Genomic DNA, 19,247 nt, shown 5'->3' on the forward strand with positions numbered 1-19,247 from the left:
CGAATTCCAGTATATGAATAAAAAATGACGACAGTTATCAAAATTATAGTTCTGATGTACTGCCGATTTTTATTGATATTTCATGAGCTGCTTGTTTTACCTTACTAATAAGAAAAGATAGTCGATCATCATTAATACGATGACTAATTAACCCAACACTTAATGCTCCTACTACTTTATGATTAAATCCGATAATCGGTGCAGCTACTGAAGCTGTCCCTTCAGTTTTTTCACCATAACTTACCGCATATCCTTCATTTTTTATTTGATTTATTTGCTCCAAAAGAATGTGCTTTTGTTCTGGTAAAGAAGAAAGCAAATATTCTACAATATGTTCCATTTCATTCGTTTTCATATTGGCAAGCATTGTTTTATTTGCAGCACCAATTGAAAGTGGAATTTGCTCCCCTAAGTTATCGATCACTCGAATTTTTAAAGGGCTATCAATTCTTTCAATGATAATAGAATGTGTTCCATTTGGAATGTTCAAATATACACTTTCTTCCACTTCATAGGCTAATCGCTTCATCACTTCTCTTGCCACAGATCTGTAGTCTACTTTCTCCAATTGACGTAATCCTATTTCCATCCACATGGGCCCAATTTTGTATTGTTTCGTTTCTGAAATTTGCGTAACTAACCCATGCTCGATTAGAGAGTTAAGTAATCTATGTACTGTACTAACTGGGAGATGTGTTCTGTCCGCAATATCAGAAATAGCCCAATACTCTTTTTCATTATTAGAATTTAATAATTTTATAATACTTATCGCTCGATCTATGGACTGTACCATAACTCACCTCAACTTGACTTGTAATATGTTAGTACACTCAATTACCTATCAATTTAACAAATATTCAAAATGAAATCAATCAGTTTATTTAATTTTCTAAAAAACAAAAACATGTCACTGTTAACAATTTGTAAGCGTGAACAAAAAAATATTGACTTTTCTTTTTAATTATCTGAAAATTATAACAAGATTTCACATCACGGAATACATTCCACAATACGGAAAAACATCAAACTTTATTCTATCAACTACGAAAGTGAGGAAAACAATGTCGCAAGTTAACAATACAAACAATGAATTAAAACGTACGATGAAAAGTAGACACTTATTCATGATTGCACTCGGTGGTGTGATTGGAACGGGGTTATTTAACGGATCTGGCTTTATTATAAGTCAAGCTGGACCTGGTGGATCCGTACTTGCCTTTATGGCTGGTGGATTATTAATGTATTTCGTTATGCTTTGTCTTGGTGAACTTGCTGTAGCTATGCCTGTTTCAGGTTCGTTCCAGGAATATGCAACTAAGTTCATCAATCCTGCAACTGGCTTTACAATCGGATGGTTATATTGGTTAAGCTGGGCTAATACGACCGGTCTTGAATTTACAACTGCCGGCATTACAATGCAGCGCTGGTTTCCTGATATTCCCGTCTGGGTATGGTGTCTAGTATTTGGCATTACAATCTTCACAATTAACGCATTATCTGCACGTAGTTATGCAGAAACAGAATTTTGGTTTTCAAGTATAAAAGTATCTGCCATTATAGCTTTTATTATCCTTGGCGGCGCCGCTATGTTCGGTTTTATTGATTTAAAAGGCGATGAACCAGCTCCGCTATTTTCCAATTTCGTGAATCATGGTGGCCTATTCCCAAATGGACTTGCAGCAATCCTTTTAACAATGGTTACAGTTAATTATTCATTCCAAGGTACTGAACTTGTCGGTATCGCAGCAGGTGAAAGTGAAGATCCAGCAAAAACTTTACCACGTTCTATTAGAAACATTATATGGCGAACGATGTTTTTCTTCGTCATAGCAATCTTTGTTCTCGTTGCTTTAATTCCTTGGGAAGAGGCTGGATTAACAAAAAGTCCGTTCGTTGCTGTATTTGATAATATCGGTATTCCATATGCAGCGGATATTATGAACTTTGTTATTCTTACTGCTGTTCTTTCTGTCGCAAACTCTGGACTATACGCCGCAACTCGCATGCTCTGGTCACTATCAAAAAATGAAATGGCTCCAGCCTTTTTAAAGAAATTGTCATCACGCGGAATCCCTTTAAACGCTTTAATTATGACAATTGCTATTTCTGCTTTTTCTCTTTTAACAAGCGTTGTAGCTGCTGAAACAGTTTACTTATGGTTAATTTCTATTTCTGGAGTTATTACAATCATTGTTTGGATGTCAATTTGTGTCTCTCAATTCTTTTTCCGTAAACATTATTTAGCAGACGGCGGAAGATTAGAAGACTTAAAATTTAAAACTCCACTTTATCCACTTGTACCAATTCTTGGGTTTGGATTGTATGGCATTATATTAATCAGTCTTATCTTTATCCCTGAACAACGACTTGGAATCTATTGCACTGTGCCATTTATCATTTTTTGCTACACGTACTATCACTTTAAAGTTAAGAAAAGAATTGCTACTAACATTCAAAGTGAAACTAAAATTAGCGATACTATGTAATACTATACTTATATATAAAAGACCGCACATGACTTTCACTTCAGGTGCGGTCTTTTATTCTTTTCACTTTTTCTTTCGTTCCTTCATTTCCCTTTACTTTTGGAAGACAAGTCAGTATTTCTATACTCTTTTTCTTTGATTTCAAGTTATGCAAAGAATGATGTCTGTATCGTTTTAACAGTCAATGCTACAATTCTAGTAATTTTGATTCCTTGCTGTTTATAGATTAATGATTTTCCTTACTATTACTGTTTTGATATATTGAGTATATAATGCAAAAAAACTTTAAAATAGACGGGAGTTCTCAACGATGATAAAAGGTTTTGGGGGAATATTTTGGAGAACTAAAAATATTGATGTTCTAAAGAAATGGTACAGCGAAGTTTTGAAAATTGAAATAGACAATTGGAATGGGACTGTGATTAAACCGCAATTAGGAAATGAAACTATTTTTTCTTTCTTTACCGAAGATGATCATTATTTTCCAACAGAACAGCAAGTAATGTTAAATTTCCAAGTACATAATATGAATGAGACTATTCAGCATCTTGAACATATTGGCGTACCGCTTGAAAAGAAAGAAGAAATTAGTGAATTCGGAAAGTTCATTTGGATTAAAGATCCTGAAGGTCGCCTAATTGAGCTTTGGGAAAAATAGACGGTTAGAATCATTTGCTATTTAGCTAATGATTGCTTTCGTTTCACAAAATAAAAAGTCGATTTCTTAACTCCACAGGAAATCGACTTTTTTTCGTATCCCATCGCCATAAAATGAAACTACTTCCCTTGATTAGATTGTTTGCGAACATACGATGCGAAAAATAGTTTTTACTAGCTGCTTATTTAACCCTTTTAATTCGCTTTAAAATTATATAATGGCTTAATAATGTGCTTTATATCTATTGTTTCTTTCGTATTTTCGATAATTTCCCCCATTGGCTTATATACCATTGGTGCCTCATCAATTGTGCTCTCTACCACTGATGTAGTCCACACCTCTGTCATCGTATTTTGAAATTCCTCTAGACTCAATGATTCTTTAGCCTTCTTACGACTCATGATACGTCCTGCCCCGTGCGGACCAGAAAAGTTCCAGTCTGGATTACCTTTACCAAATGCAATAATTGAACCATCTCTCATGTTAATTGGAATAATGACTCGTTCATCTTTCTGAGCTGAAATAGCACCTTTTCGTAGAATCATATTTTCTATGTCAATATAGTTATGTATTGTAGTAAATTGATCCGTAATTTTCCAGTCCATTTTCGTAACAATTTCATCAATCATTGCTTTACGATTTAACGCAGCATACTTTTGGGCAATATTCATGTCATTCATATAATCTTTGAATCCTTGCCCTTCTAAATAAGCTAGTTCTTTACGAATCTTAGGCTCCTGAATTCCTCGTAAAGTTTCTTGTATTTCTTTTGCTCTACCCTCTTCAGTTAATCTCTTAATAATCTCATCCTTCATTGATGTAACATCAATGTGTTGTTCATATGCGAAGTTTTGGTAATACTCTGCAATTTGCTTACCTAAATTACGTGAACCACTATGAATGACAATATATACATTTCCTTTTTCATCTTCATTTAATTCGACAAAATGATTTCCTCCCCCAAGAGTACCTATACTTTTTTGAGCGCGTTGTAATGTAAATGGAGCTCTCACACCATCAAAATCAATCTTTTTTGAGAATCGATGTTCTTTATCTCGTATACGAAAACCACTTGGAACGAATTTACGGATTGTTTCGTCTAAACAATCGAAATTAATTTCTTCTTTTTTCTTATCAATCACAACAACTTCCATCCCACACCCAATGTCTACCCCTACAAGATTAGGAACAATTTTATCTTGTATTGTCATTGTTGTCCCAATCGTACAACCTGCTCCTGCATGTGTATCTGGCATAATACGAATTTGACTATCCTTTACGAATTCTTGGTTACAAAGATCAATAATTTGCCCAGTCGCAGTCTCATCAACGTTATTCGTAAATACTTTCGCTTCATTGTATTTTCCTTGTAATTTCATCATCTTTCATTTCTCCTTCCTTTTGAAAGAATTACTTTATTACGTTGTTTCTGTTCTTATCATTACTCTCATCCACCTTCTGCTTTCCATTATATATGCACGATATCCTTCACAGTAATAAAAAATTATGATGATTATTCTTATTTACATAATATAATTACCGTCTCTTTATGTTTATACCTACGTAGTTTTCCACGTCCTCGATATCCGTTATGTATAACAAAAACTCCCCTTACATCGTTAATGATTAAGGGGAGTTTTATAGCCGATGAAATTATAGTTCCGATTTCACCCGGACAGAAACATTGTTTTTAATTATATTTTTGACTTCTTTAAAGCTAACAAAATTGTTACTTTTCTCATCCCAAAGACGGAAACGAAGTGAACGCAAGCTTGTAGCAAGTGTAATCGTTGGTACATTTTTTAACGGAAGCGTATTATTGTGTGCCTCTTCTAGTTTATAGTTAGGTACTCTTGGACTTAAATGGTGAACATGATGAAATCCAATATTACCAGTTAAGAATTGCAAGATTTTTGGAAGTTTATAAAATGAACTTCCTTCCACTGCCGCTTTCACGTATTCCCAATCTTTATCCTCTTCAAAATAAGAATCCTCGAATGTATGTTGTACGTAAAACAGCCAAATCCCTACTGAACCTGCTATTAAGAATATCGTACCATGAACTAACAGAAACGATTGCCACCCTATTGCCCAGCAAAGTATTGCTACTACAGCAACGATTATAATATTCGTCAAATACGTATTCATACGTTCTTTCCGTCTAGCACCTTTTCGGTTAAATCTATTTTTAAGCAAGAAAACATAAATCGGCCCTAATCCAAACATAACGAATGGATTGCGATATAAACGATATGCTAAACGAAGTCTAAATGGCGCAGCTACATATTCATCCACTGTAAGCGTCCAAATATCTCCTGTACCTCGCTTATCCAAATTACCACTTGTGGCGTGATGAATAGCATGCTCATGTCCCCATTGATCAAATGGGAATAACGTTAACACACCCATACATGTCCCTACTATTCTATTGGCAGGTCGACTTTTAAAGAATGAATAATGGGTACAATCATGAAAAATTATGAAAATTCGTGTCATAAAACCAGCAGCTAACAGAGATGGAACTAATGCTAACAAATAAGAAACAGACAAACTTTTATAAGCAAGGTACCATAAAATAATAAATGGCACGACTGTGTTAATAAGTTGCCACACACTTTTTTTAATCGTTGATTTTTCATATGGAGCAACTTGTTTTTTTAAATTTTTAGTATTTTCTAATGTCATTTTTCTAATTCCTTTCCTTTTTGTTGCTAATTCACATTATAGCATACTATTAGTATCAGGTGTTAAAAGTAGATGTAATAAATATTATATATTATAAAAATCTCTTTTTTCTTACTCATTACTTACAAATTACTTACGGCAAAAAAGCTTCTATAATTGGACTGATGGAGCATTTCATTTATAAAAGAGACATCTATTATTCCAATAAATGTATAAAAAAGAAAAGAGCTGTCACAAGTCAGGTTTCACCGACTTATGACAACTCCTCTTCATTTTATTTTAGCGATGGATCCAAACTGCACCTGCAGATTTGTCTTCCGCTTGACCTACTACTTCAAACTTCAATCCTAGTTTCGGCAACTTACGTCCAGCATCCGGAATTACGTTATTGATGTACTGCTTAGAGTCATCAAATTTTGCAACGCCTGGTAAGCCTTTATAGTCAAAAATACCGCGAGTCGGTGAATTTACTTTCCATGCTGGCGTTTGATCAAATGAAAATGCCGCATCGGCAATTTGATAACGCGTACTGCTCTTCACAGTTGGTTGTCCGTTTAATGTCCCTACGATTGCCTCTGGATGAGAATCTACTACTCCAAGGAATCCTTCACCTGGATGAACACCTACCCAGTTATCTGTAAAGCTTTGATCCGCATACCATACAACCATTCCTGTGTTAAATACTGGACCACGTGCATGTTGTAACGCTGTGTCAGAACCCGCGTAATTTCGCCACTCGATATAGTAGTTATGTTTTTTCTGTTCAAAACCATTTGACACAGTAAATCCTTTTAGCGTCATTGCTGGCTGGCCTTCTGCATCATCAGAGAAAACAACTTTTCCATCTACAGTTAATGCTGCATTGTCTAACGCAAATCCTTTATATGCTACTGCAATATCTGTTACATACTCAAATTGCAATTTTACTTTCTTTCCTTTAAATTGGCTTAAATCATATGATTTATCAACCCACTTACCATCCGTTGTATCTATTCCGGCTTTTACATCTTTTTCGCCCATTCTATCAATTCGCGTCTTCGTTCCATCTTCTGCAATTGCATTTACATCAAGGAAATCATACTTCGCTTCCAGTTCATAAAATGCCTTATAATCAAACTTAGCATCCGTTGCATTCGTTAAGTCAAATACTGGTGTTTCAAGTGTTGTATGAATGTCATTTCCTTTCGTACTGTAATAAAACTTCTTACCAAATGCTGATTCAATATTTTTAATATCTTTGTCTGGCAAGTTAACACGAACGATTCCTGGACGTTTTGATTTTGTGACACTTTGATCTAAATATGTTGCAGCACCAATTCCTGTACGAAGTTTATCATAATCTACTTCTAGGATATTAGCCCAGTTCCCCTTCATATTCTTTTGGAAAAACTCTTTATTTTGCGGTGAGAAACTTGTTGGCTCTGTTCCTGCAATTTTTCCAGCCCAGCTACCGCCACTCATAAGAGACCATGATTCAACAGGTTCACCTTGTCCAGAATACTTTGTATCATATTCATCTGGTAAGCCTAAATCATGACCATACTCATGTGCAAACACACCAACTGCTCCGTCTTCAGGCTCGATTGTATAATCATATGCAGCCATCTTTCCGCCCCAGTTTGATACATTAGATTTTGTACCATCAATCGCATAAGGCTTCGATCCTAGTTTCGAACGATGAGACCAAATCGCATCATCTTTTAATTTACCGCCGCCAGCTTCTTGCCCTACGCCAGCATGTACTACCATTAAGTGGTCAATAATTCCATCTGGCTCGTTTTTATTTCCATCACCATCTTGATCGTATTGATCAAATTGGTCATAGTCTGCTAAATTGATACCTTTTGCTACCGCCGCTTTTAAGGCTTCTTTCACAAAATCGCGTGGACCTAAAGGACCCTTGTTATCATGACCCGTTCCCGCATCCGCACCATAATCTGACGCTTTTCCTGGAACAGTAAGCCATTCCGTCACAGTTCCATCAACTGTGTAGCTTCCGCCAGATTGTTCTTCATAATACTGTTTAAATGTATTAATTTTCGAACCATCAAATAACGTAAATGGCTCATCACCAAATAACATTTTTTGATAATGTTCACGATTAAAGTCCTTTGAATACATGTAACCCGGTTCTTGATCAATATTATTATGCTTAAAATCGCTAAATTCTACGAGTAAAACAAGTACTTTATCTTTTCGGACAGCTCCATTGTACTCAGCTTGCTTCGCTGGTATAGTAGGTACTTTCCCATTTAATTTTCTAGAATGCAACCCTACATCTTGTCCAGCAACTGTTCCTACTTCTGGCTGCTGCGCCTGTTCATTCTCCTTCATTTTTGCATCTTTTACTTTTTTCATAAAATCTGAAGCTTCTTGTGTAAGATTATCTCCTGTCATAATTTCTTTTCCAGGGTTTTCCCCTTTCTTTTTCTCAACATAATTTTCGACAGCCTTTGATGTCTCAGCTTGTGATGCAGATTGATCAATTACTCCCCGTTGCTTCAGCGCTTCTGCCAAACGCTCCTCAGGTATTAAATGCTCATCAATTGGTAGAGATGGTGGCGTATCAGCCGCTGCATGACTTCCAAAAGCAAACGTACTACTTAGCACTGCCGCAGTTGTTAATACCGTAAAAGGCTTTAATTTCTTTTTCAATGTATTTCCTCCCCAGTGTCTGCAAATTATCGTTTTTTGCCGATAGCAACATAATATTCGTTATAATACGAATATTCAATCTTTTTAAAAGGTAAAATGTTGAGAAATATTTTTTGTAGTGTGAAAAAGATAAAATAGGTAAATTTAGAGGAAATCTATTCTAAAAGTTTTGATTCTATTTCCTCTTTTCTCCAATAGGAATCTCATCCACAAAAAAGCCAATCCCTAAGTACTATCTAAGGAATTGGCTTTTTTTAACGAGAATGCTTTATAAATATCCGGATTGCTTCTTCTGGCACATAGAATTTACCATTGCTTTCTACAATAATACTGCTTAATTCATAATCTTTATTCTTAATACGAATTATATTTTTATTTACAAATAATTGAGCCTTTACATTATTACGTTTTACTATGAGCACTGGGTTTGCTACAGTAGTATTATCTATAGTGACTGTTGCACCGTTTTGTTTAAAAGCTGATTCACTCTCTACAAATAAATGGCTTGTTACTTCTTCTAAGTTAAAACCCATTGCTTTCGCCATCGTCTTCGCAATGTCTGTGTTTTGAATCAAACCGTATGGCTTTTTAGGACCGAAAGAATATAAAAATACATCCTCACCTGTATGGCCACCTGTTGTAAAGCCTATGTTTGCACGATTGGCCAATAATGTAGTAAATATTGGACCTACATCCGATTTCTTTTTAGCTTCTTTTACTCTTTCTTTTTCATCATAAGTTAAGTTGTCTAAACCGTATAATTTAGCTATATCTTCTACATTTGATAAATCCGACTTCAGTTTATTTGTAGTCCCTTCAAGTGTCATTTTCGCTTTTTTTAATGGATCAATATATGTAGAAATTGGCGTAGTATTGTAACCTTTTGTCGTATTCATATTCCCAATAGAAATACCACTATTACCATGGTCAGTTAAAGCAATGAGAAGTGTATTCCCATCATTTTTTGCAAATTGTAATGCTTTTGCTACCGCTCCATCAAATGCTAATACATCGCTAATCATCCCAATTGGATCATTCACATGAGCTGCCCAATCTGGTTTACTTCCTTCCACAAATAAAAAGAAACCATCTTTATCTTTTGATAATGTTTGAATTGCTTTTTCCGTCATTTGAGAAAGTGTCGGTTGCTCCGGATTTGTTGCCTCACGATCCATATCAAACGCTAAAGCACGATGTGAAAAAGAGCCCCAAATCTTATTAGATTTTGAGTTCAATAATGCATTTTTCGTTTCAACAAAGTCGTATCCTTTGTTTTGAATCACCTTTACTAAATCTTCACCATCTTTTCTTTTTAAAGGTAGCAGTGCCTGTTTTCCTCCGCCTAATACGACATCTATATGTTGAAACACTTGTTGCTCTGCAATTACGTCAAAACGCTTGCGGTTTACATGATGCGCAGAGAATCCGGCCGGAGTAGCATGCTGAATTTCAGCTGTAGCAACAATTCCAGTTGCGCGACCAGTACGTTTTGCACCTTCTAAAACATTGGCAACTGGCCGTAACTTGTCCTCTTCTTTGATTGGTTTTACACCAGGCGAACTTACAATAGAAGGTAATACACCTACATATCCTGAATTCGATTTATTCCCCGTCGCAAGTGCTGTAGCTGCTGGGGCTGAGTCTGTTATAGCTGATTCCGCTGAATATGTACGAACTCCTCCTGTTACCATTTCATCTAATGCCAGTGGTTTACCTTTATACAAGCGAGTCAACGTAGTTGCTGAAGAACTCGTTCCGTCCATAACCATTATAATTACATTTTTCGGTTGCCGTTCTACTTTTTTCACTTTTGCTTCCACCGTATGATCATTCGTCATGCTTTCCGTACATAGCATACTTAGTGTGATTGTTCCTACTAACAGTAACTTTTTCATCAGTAAACCCAAATTCGACATTGTAATTCCTCCGTATATTTTACATTCATTTATATATGTTTTATTAGTCCCCAATTTTTATGAAGCTAACAATTGTTACCTTCACTTTCTTTTATTAGTAAAACAACGGACATTACATATCATACCTTTTTATGTTCAAAAACTAGAGACCACACCTTTTTTATAAAAACGTCTTGTCATTCTCTTCTCTAAAATTTATTTATCAATAAAAATTCGATTAAAATAAATAAGAATTTATTGTTAAACGATAAATTTCATGTTAAATTAAAAAGATAATTTAAAAATGAGGTGCTTTATATGAAACAAGGATCAACACTCTTTTTAAAGACAGCTATTATCCTTATGGGGATTCCTGTTTTTGCTTTGTGTATATTTTTAATTCCTAATATCGGGAATTATGCAGCGGAATTGTACCCGGATATTGCATATATAAAATATCTTATTTTAATTAATCTATATGCAACGGTGATACCTTTTTACTTTGCTCTATATCAAGCCTTTAAACTTGTAAGCTACATTGACAAGGGTAACGCCTTCTCGAAATTATCTGTTAGAGCTTTAAAGAAGATAAAACAATGTGCTGTTACAATTAGTGTATTGTATGTATTAGGTATGCCACTCTTCTATCTTGTAGCAGAGAGAGATGATGCACCAGGTATTATTATAATTGGCATGATTCTTATCTTTGCTTCAATGGTTATCGCAGTCTTTGCTGCCGTTCTCCAAAGACTTTTAAAAGATGCGATAGATATAAAATCAGAAAATGATTTAACGGTCTGAGGTGAATAACATGGCAATAATAATTAATATTGATGTAATGTTAGCGAAACGAAAAATGAGTGTAACTGAACTGTCAGAGAAGGTTGGAATTACAATGGCTAACCTTTCTATTTTAAAAAATGGAAAAGCAAAAGCAATTAGAATTACAACTTTAGATGCTATTTGTAAAGCGTTAGAATGCCAACCAGGTGATATTTTAGAATATCAACCTGAAGATACCGAATAAAAAGAGTCCTTCATACGAGAAGGACTCTTTTTATTGCACATTACGGTGCAAAACTAATTTGACCAGTAAACAATAAGATAATCGCAATGATCCAAAATATAAAGAATGATAAGGACAATATTAATGAAAGAATAGCAATTCCCTTCTTCTCGTTTTTTTTCGTCATCGTAATGACAGAAAGTATAATACCTGCAACTGTGAGTGCAACTGTAATATAATCTCCCACTATATTACCTGCATTCGCAATCCTTGTCGGAGTAATAAAAACGAACAAAAAACATAAAACGCCGATGAGTAAAGATATGTAACTTATTATGCTGTACTTCTTTTTAGGAACTATTTCAGTTTTCATGCTCATCCTCCTTTCTCTATTGCTATGTGTTCATAGTAGCATAAATATCCATAATTTGGTTAAAAAATAAAACAGATACAGCGGTACCTTCCACTGTATCTGTTTTTTATTTAATATATAAACCTGCTATTTCTTCTTTATCATTATAAGTTATAATAAATGTACGTTGTTCCTTACTATACTTCGCTACAAGTATAACAGTATATAAATCATCTTTTTCTTCAATCGATTTCTTCTCAATTTTTTCAAACGTTCCGGCTTTCTCAATTACAGGTGTAAGATCTTTCATTTTTTCTTCTGGTAATCCAGCTTTCATTTTACTATCAAATTTTTCATGCACTTCTTTATACTTCGCTTCATTTAATAATGATACAACCTCTTCCGCCTTCGGAATAAACTTTTTTGACGTACTTTCATCTACTTTATTACCGGTACATGCTGCGAGTGCGAACGCCGCGATAGCACTTACAATAATTAGTAACATTCTTCTCATTTTCATACACCCTTTCTTTTTAAAATGAAACTATAACTAAAAACGAGTAAAGCACAAATTGCTATTGAAACTTCTGACATAATGATCCCGCTTTTCCCTGGTACATATAGCGATATAATGCCCGCTAATGCATTTGCAGTCCCATGGATGAGAATTGCATATATAATATAACAAAATTTCTTTTGGACAACAGCTTGCAATATAATGAAGGAAAGCCCAACATGCAAAACCATCGCAAAAATACGCTCAATACCGCCGAAATAATAACTATCACCATTTTGAATGACTGTTTGTGACAATAATAGAGATATTACCGGAATGCCAACTATCAACACTGCTTCAACACCACCATGCCCTGCTCCAAATAAAAAACCAGACTGCCAATCTCGTTGCTTCATAAAATAACGCATTGCAATAAAACGAGCTATCTCTTCAAAAATACCAGCTGATAAACTAAGCAAAAGTACATATAGGACAGGCTGCATAACAGAAAACATTTGAAAATCTGTGCTAGTTCCATTTACATAATTCAGTATTGGTATGCGAATCAATATTTGTGATACAACAAAAGCCAATACACCTAACATATATGGAATATAGCGTTTCTTCCACACAGCATATAAAAGTGCTACAAGTGGTAAACCAAAGCTAATCATTGTTGTAAAAATAAGACCATTCATCTCGCTTCACCTCTTACTTGAAGTGTATAAAAACGAGTGTAGAAAGTATGTAGTTATTTCTTATTCGGTTTCCTTTTCATCATAGATGGTCATTTCATCTCTTTTAATATGAATGTTTGCGTGAAATAAGGACTTACATAAGTTGTTTCTAACGTCGCATTATTTGTTTTATTTATAATCCGTTTTAATGAAAATAGCCCATACCCTCTAGCTCCTTTTTTACTTGTATGATTTTTCTCATAAATTTTTTGTAAATCAATCTCTTCACTCTTTGAACTATTACGCACGATAAAATATTGTCGTGAATCCATTTTAAAGAATGCGATTTGCAATATCTTTTCCTCACTATGTACCGCTTCTTCAATTGCATTGTCTACTAAAACTGAAATGATGCGAATAAATGAAATAATCGTCATCGAAACACTTTCAATGTTTTCAGGTATATCGAGCATTACTTTTATTTGTTGCTGCTGGGCAGTGCCAACTTTCGCCCTTAATACACTTTTCACTTCAGGAATATGTATGCGAGATAATTTCGCAATATCAAGTTCATGATCATTTATTGTTTTTAATGTAGGAGCTATCACGTCATAATACACTTGCTCAATTTCTTTCACATTTTTTGTACGTATGCCCTCTTCTAACGATAGTAATACATTCATATAATCATGACGGAAACTAGCAAGCTCATCGTGCATATCCTCTAATTTCTCTACATAATCTAATAACTCTTTATCTAAACGTTTTTCATGCTCTTCTCTTAACTTTTCTTTTGATAAGTGTGAGCTTATTAGTACAATGATTAGTAATAATAAAAATATTATAATCGCTGAAATATAACTTACTTCACTGTATTGTTGATTTAATTGTGCTAATAGCGCAGAAGATGGTTGAGTTAAGATTAGTTCAATAATAAATCCGGCAATTAATAATATATAAGTTACATAGTATAGCGGACTACCTACTATATATTGAGCAATTTTTTGGATTCTTTTACGGGCTACAAAAATACCGATAAAAGTAAGTGTCGATACGGTAAGATGAATCACGCTTCCTGTCCATAAATATAAATTGAATGGCGTTAACATAAAGATCTTCATTCCTAAATCCAAAAGCAACATTTTTACTAACGTTATAATCACCATGCTCACTAGTGCAAAATATACATTATGCTTAAGTTTTAGTTCATTTTGCATTAGTCCTAAACTTATTAAAAATAACACAATCGTACTATTCAATTCTGGATATCTCGTTACTGTTACGACAATAGCAAGTAAAATAATAAATACCGAACTTAAAGTTATTAACATTCTATATGACAATCTATTATACCGGATTAATTGAATGTACAAAAACGTATGGCTCATACTAGTAAGCAGTATTGCAAATAAATCATAAATATACATTACATCTCACCCTTTAATATGTTACGTACTTTACTCACTAAACGACGTGATACTGGAATACGTTTCCCACTTTTTAAAACTATCATTTTCTGCTTCGCATCATAAGAAGACATTTGCTTCGTATTCACGATATATGATTGATGACATCGAAATAAACGTTCATCTATTAATTCAATTTCTTTTAAAGTCCCGTAAAAATAAACAATTCGATCTAACGTCACTAATGCTAAACGGTGCGGTTCATCGGTCATAACATATTCAACTTCATGAAACGGAACCCGCACAGTCGCATTACTATTTTCAACGACAAAGTCATCAGACGGAATAATATGCTTATTACGCGCTTCATACTGAAGTAAACATTGTTCAAAAACATTACGCCTCTCCTCGTATGGCAACCCCTTATCAATAAAAGTTAAAGCTGATACCATATATTGATAAGAAATAGGCGCAAATTCAGAATGCGTCGTTACAAACACAATAATCCCTTGCGTATCATACTTTCGTATTTCTTGCGCCACTTGTAACCCTTTACGCTCTTCCCTTTTAATCTCTATATCTAAAAAATAGATTGGGACATACTTTGCCTTAGGAATGTTAGTAATGATGTTTTCACTTTTACTAGTTACCTCTATGAAATCAAAAGGCAACATATAGTTCTCACAAATCTCTTCAACTAGCCGCTTCATTTGCTGTGCTTGTATAATATCGTCTTCTAAAATGAAAATACTCATGTGATCACTCGCTTTATAGAAATCTTTTTATTTATAAATTTATCTATAAATATATAATTCAAATCATTATACCAAGCTCCTTCTAAATTCTTGAAAGTATATATTTTATTTCGTTTTTATTAAACATAGAAAACAACCTCTACTTTTCTCTTGAAAGTAGAGGTTTTATTTAATTTTTTTATAAAATAACCTCTCTATCTATCACTATCTTAAAAAATTCCGAGTAATGTGATAAAGAATAATCCGCTACATCACAATTCCCTTGAAACATACATGTTGAAATACCTAATTCTTTTGCAGGTATTAAATCTAACTCCCTGTCTCCAATAGCTAGATCAATACTGTGCTTTTTATGCAAATAATCATAAGATAAAGCGTTCGGTTTTCGGGGGAAACCATCGTCAATTGTAACCATGTCTACGAAGTATTTGTCCCATCCGTAATGATTTAATATAGATAATACCCCAGCTCTATCTTTATGAGTCATAATTACATTTTTATCGCCAAACTTTAAAACCTCTTCCACTTTTTCAAATGGTTTTATATCTTCTATCATAATGCGACTCTCTAATACATCAATTTCACTCAATTGTTTTTTAGTTATTTCATAATAATTAATTGCATGTGAAAATGAAATCTTTAACTTTGCATAGATTTCTTCTTCACTTATTTCCTTCCCTAAAACTTGAGAAAAAATCTTTGTATAAACTGGATACGTATCAAATAACGTACCATCAAAATCCCATAAAATATTCATTCTGTTCACCTTCTAATTTCCAATCATTGTATGATTAAATCCGCTTGCTCCTTCGGTAATTCCGTTTCTAAGTAATAATCCTCTGCTTTCCAATACCTATTTTGAAACTTCGAAAGTTTCTTTTGAGTCTCTTCGCTTTCCCGCAGAAACCGTGTCTCTCTTGGACAATCTAAATACACCATATAATGAAAGAAATCTCTCCATTCTTTTCGTTGTAGAAAAACGCCTTCAATTACAATTACACCTACTATGGGAATCTGTACTTTTTTCATTTCGCATGCATCTGTCACAACATTATAGAACGGTAAATTCAGTTTTGTTTCAGTTTGTAACTTTTGAAAAAACTTCTGCCGAAGCCACTCAATATCCCATTGTAAATAATAATACTCATGCCATTCTTCAAATCCTGTATCATATCGTTTATTACGCTCTACTATGTGATCGTCAATATGAAAAATATGAAACGGAATACTTTCTTGTTTCATATTTTCCTTTAAGTTTGTTACAAACGTTGTTTTTCCTGATCGACTTAAACCATCTATACCTAGAATGAACCTGTTTTCTTTATGTTTCTTCATTATATTTATAAGCTCATTTGTACGCATTACTTCTTCCACTCTTCTTTTAATAAAGAATATAAAATCGTATCATGAGCAACTCCATTTTGAATCATATGTTTTCGAAGTAATCCTTCTTCTTGAAAACCTGCTTTACTTAATAATTTTTGAGAAGCTTTATTCTCTACGTATACAACAGCAGCAATTCTTATCAGTTGCAATGTTTCAAATCCGTAAGTTAAAATTGCCTGTAATGCTTCTGTTGCGTACCCTTGTCCCCAATATGTATCGTCTAATTCATAACCGATTTCAGCTCGCTTATGATGTTTGTTTATTAAATGAAATCCGCACGTCCCGATTAATTGGCCCGTCCCTTTTTTCTCTATTCCCCAGCGAAATACACTTCCCTCTTCATAACGATTTTTAAACGTTTGAATAGTCGTTTTCGCTTGCTCAATATTTTCGAAAGAATCCATTCCGAAATAACGTATAACAGATTCTTTTGAAAAATAACGGAACATCGTTTCTGCATCTAACAGTGTTAGTTCTCTTAATACTAAACGTTCTGTTTCTAGTTTCGGAAACCCCATCTCGTTTTCTCCTTCTATTCTAATGAACTACAAATTTCAATATAATTCCCATCTGGATCGGCAATGTATGCAATTGTTTGTCCCCACGGTTTCACAATTGGTTCAACTAAAATCTTAATACCTTGCTCTCTAAGTTGCTCAATCGTTTCTTGTACATTTTCGACAACGAATCCCAATTCAAAATGGGAAGATTGTAACTCACCTTCTGTAAGTGGTAGTCCCGTTAATTCTTTTACGTCTTGCCGCGTATTCATCGCTAATATGGTAGTACCCGTATTAAATTCAATATATGTACCGTGCTCTGCTTTTATAGGTAACTGTAATACATCTTTATAGAATCTTAGACATTCCTCAAACTTTTCTACGTATAAAATGATATACTTCATTTTTAAATTCATTTTACATCCCCCTTTATATCTATCCCTAAAATTTCGACAAAAGTCTTATAAAAACCTTGTTTCCTATAGGAACGAGCACAAAAAAATGAGGCCGATTTCTCGGCCCACCAGCTTATTGGCATAAAACAGGAGATTTGGTTTGGACATAACCAGTTCGTATCTTTATTATATTTTATTTTTTCTGAATTTTAAATACATTAAACACCTATTTATATTGAGAAAGTTTTTTCGGTTGCATAAAATTAAAGAATTTAAGAAATGCTACAAATGGAGGTGTATACATATGGAACCAATGCTATGTCCAAGCTGTAAAACGAACCGTACTCGCTTTAATATTCTTGAGCAACAAGTAAAACCAGTCAAGTTAAATCCACAAACTGGTCAAGTAGAAGAAGAATACACAAATGAAAATATGAATGCTTTTCATATGGCCTATCAAGGACCAACATACAGAGTCCAATGCGCTGTATGCGGACTCGTTGAAAACCCGGAACAATTTATTAAACCTGCGCAAAATCAGTCTTTTTCTTAAACATTTTTATTACCCCCTACCAATTTTCTATAGGGGGTTTTTTGTTTCATATGTTAATAAAAAACGTTTTTCTTCCTTATTATAAATTACACCCCACACCTTTTTAGTCATCTTTTATTTTTTGATTTTCAAAATAAATCGTATTTTATTCATTTATTATTTTTGAAGTATTGTAACTTTTAACTGTTAACTTTGAACCTTCATACAGATTTTTATTATATAAAAAAGAGTGAACAAAAATACAATTATATAGAAACAAAAGAAGTTGATCCCAGTTTCCCCCCTACAACATCAACTTCTTTTTAACTCTACTTTTTATTATAATATTTCACTTTTTAATTTCTTAATTTTCCAAGTGAGTCTTATAAAGAAGTATATCCACATACAACCTGTAAGACCCGTCATAGCTTTCGCCCACATTGGCACTCTTGATTCCATCGGGCTTATAAATAGATTGTACATTGATGGTAATATAGTTGCTAACATAATAACAAAGAATACTAATAACTGGTTTAGTTTTTGTATTCTCGTCTCCTTTTCTGAGTAAATATCAGGCAATTCATTTACTTCTTCTACTTCTTTACAAAAATAATTCCAGCTTGTGAAACTTGTTACGCGTTTCCAACCTGACATTTCGTATATTTCGAAATACTCTTGTCGTTGTTCTTTCGAATCTCTATAAACCAATCTAAAATCAGCTTTGTATATTACATCTTTTGGCTCAGTTTTCTTAAACGTATACATTACATTATATTTTTGTAATGCCCAACCTTGTTGATGCATCTTTCGTAAAAAAGCTTCTTCTTTTTCTAAATTCCATGCCGTAAAAAACTTAAATACCCTTTTTGTCTCCATCTTCCATTCACTCCCCTAATATACTATTTCCATTCCTCACAGATCTCTGCAACCTGTTATACTCTAGCTCTAATACTTCTCTACCAAGTGGTGTTAACTCATAACACTTCTTTCTATCTGTAGAGGCAACTTCAACTATTAACTTCTCTTTTAGTAACTTCGTCGTATTCCCGTATAAAGTACCTGGACCGAGTTTTACTTCTCCATTTGTCATCTCTTCTACCATTTGCATAATTCCGTATCCGTGCATTGGTTTCACTAGTGATAAGAGTATGTAATACGTTGCCTCTGTTAACGGAATATATTTTTTAGCTTTCGCACTCATTATAACCACCTCCGATACATCGCTTTATGATGTATCGACTTACGATACATCGTATATCGATATTGTATAATTACATTTCAAAATATGCAAGTATAATTTAATAATCGGATATTTATTTCTTTGAACTGAAAAATTATATAATTTTTCTGAATAATTTGTTAA

21 protein-coding genes are annotated in these 19,247 nt (G+C 33.9%); 5 read left to right on the top strand and 16 right to left on the bottom strand.

Translation table 11 applies throughout. The features are described 5' to 3' along the window. Positions 1-43: 43 nt before the first annotated feature. On the bottom strand, positions 44-793 hold the full coding sequence (locus AC3WTI_RS05775) for an IclR family transcriptional regulator (protein WP_087955908.1): 750 nt from the start codon (positions 791-793) through the stop codon (positions 44-46). 268 nt (positions 794-1,061) lie between these two features. Between AC3WTI_RS05775 and AC3WTI_RS05780 the strand changes: the two genes are divergently transcribed. Both AC3WTI_RS05780 and AC3WTI_RS05785 read left to right on the top strand, forming a co-directional pair. Continuing rightward, a complete protein-coding gene (locus AC3WTI_RS05780) occupies positions 1,062-2,486 on the top strand; it encodes an amino acid permease (protein WP_097841270.1) in 1,425 nt (474 codons plus the stop codon). A gap of 310 nt (positions 2,487-2,796) precedes the next feature. Continuing rightward, positions 2,797-3,144, top strand: a complete 348-nt coding sequence (locus AC3WTI_RS05785) for a VOC family protein (RefSeq protein WP_097841269.1) — start codon at positions 2,797-2,799, stop codon at positions 3,142-3,144. 194 nt (positions 3,145-3,338) lie between these two features. Here AC3WTI_RS05785 and AC3WTI_RS05790 read toward each other — a convergent pair whose 3' ends face one another. From AC3WTI_RS05790 to AC3WTI_RS05805, 4 genes are all read right to left on the bottom strand, one after another. Further along, positions 3,339-4,526: an RtcB family protein gene (locus tag AC3WTI_RS05790; RefSeq protein ID WP_097841268.1), complete on the bottom strand. Its 1,188-nt coding sequence runs from the start codon at positions 4,524-4,526 to the stop codon at positions 3,339-3,341. 271 nt (positions 4,527-4,797) lie between these two features. Continuing rightward, complete coding sequence (desA, locus tag AC3WTI_RS05795) at positions 4,798-5,829, bottom strand: Delta(5) desaturase DesA (protein ID WP_142286482.1); 1,032 nt, start codon at positions 5,827-5,829, stop codon at positions 4,798-4,800. Between the two features lie 279 nt (positions 5,830-6,108). Beyond that, a complete protein-coding gene (locus AC3WTI_RS05800; RefSeq protein ID WP_097841267.1) occupies positions 6,109-8,484 on the bottom strand; it encodes an immune inhibitor A domain-containing protein in 2,376 nt (791 codons plus the stop codon). A gap of 254 nt (positions 8,485-8,738) precedes the next feature. Further along, entirely contained in the window at positions 8,739-10,400 is a 1,662-nt protein-coding gene (locus AC3WTI_RS05805) for an alkaline phosphatase (RefSeq protein WP_097841266.1), read from the bottom strand. 297 nt (positions 10,401-10,697) lie between these two features. On the opposite strand from AC3WTI_RS05805, the gene AC3WTI_RS05810 reads away from it, so the two are divergent. Both AC3WTI_RS05810 and AC3WTI_RS05815 read left to right on the top strand, forming a co-directional pair. Further along, on the top strand, positions 10,698-11,180 hold the full coding sequence (locus tag AC3WTI_RS05810; RefSeq protein ID WP_087955896.1) for a DUF2975 domain-containing protein: 483 nt from the start codon (positions 10,698-10,700) through the stop codon (positions 11,178-11,180). A 10-nt stretch (positions 11,181-11,190) separates the two neighbouring features. Next, positions 11,191-11,406 carry a helix-turn-helix domain-containing protein gene (locus tag AC3WTI_RS05815; protein WP_000974615.1) on the top strand — a complete coding sequence of 72 codons (216 nt, stop codon included), beginning with the start codon at positions 11,191-11,193 and terminating at the stop codon, positions 11,404-11,406. A 40-nt stretch (positions 11,407-11,446) separates the two neighbouring features. Here AC3WTI_RS05815 and AC3WTI_RS05820 read toward each other — a convergent pair whose 3' ends face one another. From AC3WTI_RS05820 to AC3WTI_RS05860, 9 genes are all read right to left on the bottom strand, one after another. Then, the gene (locus AC3WTI_RS05820) at positions 11,447-11,758 is read right to left on the bottom strand and encodes a hypothetical protein (protein ID WP_087955894.1); all 312 of its coding nucleotides are present in this window, start codon (positions 11,756-11,758) and stop codon (positions 11,447-11,449) included. Positions 11,759-11,864: 106 nt separating this feature from the next. After that, entirely contained in the window at positions 11,865-12,251 is a 387-nt protein-coding gene (locus tag AC3WTI_RS05825) for a DUF3887 domain-containing protein (protein WP_087955892.1), read from the bottom strand. Positions 12,252-12,253: 2 nt separating this feature from the next. Continuing rightward, a complete protein-coding gene (locus tag AC3WTI_RS05830; protein WP_087955889.1) occupies positions 12,254-12,931 on the bottom strand; it encodes a YhfC family glutamic-type intramembrane protease in 678 nt (225 codons plus the stop codon). Between the two features lie 89 nt (positions 12,932-13,020). Beyond that, the gene (locus AC3WTI_RS05835) at positions 13,021-14,337 is read right to left on the bottom strand and encodes a GHKL domain-containing protein (RefSeq protein ID WP_087955888.1); all 1,317 of its coding nucleotides are present in this window, start codon (positions 14,335-14,337) and stop codon (positions 13,021-13,023) included. Next, positions 14,337-15,071, bottom strand: coding sequence for a LytR/AlgR family response regulator transcription factor (locus AC3WTI_RS05840; RefSeq protein WP_087955886.1), 735 nt, complete (start codon positions 15,069-15,071; stop codon positions 14,337-14,339). The genes AC3WTI_RS05835 and AC3WTI_RS05840 overlap by 1 nt, the downstream gene beginning before the upstream one ends. A gap of 178 nt (positions 15,072-15,249) precedes the next feature. After that, positions 15,250-15,828 carry an HAD-IA family hydrolase gene (locus tag AC3WTI_RS05845; protein ID WP_097841264.1) on the bottom strand — a complete coding sequence of 193 codons (579 nt, stop codon included), beginning with the start codon at positions 15,826-15,828 and terminating at the stop codon, positions 15,250-15,252. A 23-nt stretch (positions 15,829-15,851) separates the two neighbouring features. Continuing rightward, positions 15,852-16,433 carry a kinase gene (locus AC3WTI_RS05850; RefSeq protein ID WP_097841263.1) on the bottom strand — a complete coding sequence of 194 codons (582 nt, stop codon included), beginning with the start codon at positions 16,431-16,433 and terminating at the stop codon, positions 15,852-15,854. After that, positions 16,433-16,975, bottom strand: coding sequence for a GNAT family N-acetyltransferase (locus AC3WTI_RS05855; protein ID WP_087955881.1), 543 nt, complete (start codon positions 16,973-16,975; stop codon positions 16,433-16,435). The genes AC3WTI_RS05850 and AC3WTI_RS05855 overlap by 1 nt, the downstream gene beginning before the upstream one ends. 14 nt (positions 16,976-16,989) lie before the next feature. Continuing rightward, positions 16,990-17,373 carry a glyoxalase/bleomycin resistance/dioxygenase family protein gene (locus AC3WTI_RS05860; protein ID WP_087955879.1) on the bottom strand — a complete coding sequence of 128 codons (384 nt, stop codon included), beginning with the start codon at positions 17,371-17,373 and terminating at the stop codon, positions 16,990-16,992. 283 nt (positions 17,374-17,656) lie between these two features. Between AC3WTI_RS05860 and AC3WTI_RS05865 the strand changes: the two genes are divergently transcribed. After that, positions 17,657-17,905 carry a hypothetical protein gene (locus AC3WTI_RS05865; RefSeq protein WP_000433607.1) on the top strand — a complete coding sequence of 83 codons (249 nt, stop codon included), beginning with the start codon at positions 17,657-17,659 and terminating at the stop codon, positions 17,903-17,905. A 318-nt stretch (positions 17,906-18,223) separates the two neighbouring features. Here the strand turns inward: AC3WTI_RS05865 and AC3WTI_RS05870 are convergent, their stop codons facing one another. Together AC3WTI_RS05870 and AC3WTI_RS05875 are read right to left on the bottom strand one after the other, a co-directional pair. Then, positions 18,224-18,760 (bottom strand): DUF2812 domain-containing protein, encoded by a 537-nt coding sequence (locus tag AC3WTI_RS05870; protein WP_087955877.1) that lies wholly within the window; start codon positions 18,758-18,760, stop codon positions 18,224-18,226. Between the two features lie 7 nt (positions 18,761-18,767). Continuing rightward, positions 18,768-19,085 carry a PadR family transcriptional regulator gene (locus tag AC3WTI_RS05875; protein WP_097841262.1) on the bottom strand — a complete coding sequence of 106 codons (318 nt, stop codon included), beginning with the start codon at positions 19,083-19,085 and terminating at the stop codon, positions 18,768-18,770. Positions 19,086-19,247: the final 162 nt, after the last annotated feature.

The sequence above is a fragment of the Bacillus sp. EB106-02-03-XG38 genome (assembly GCF_058792175.1).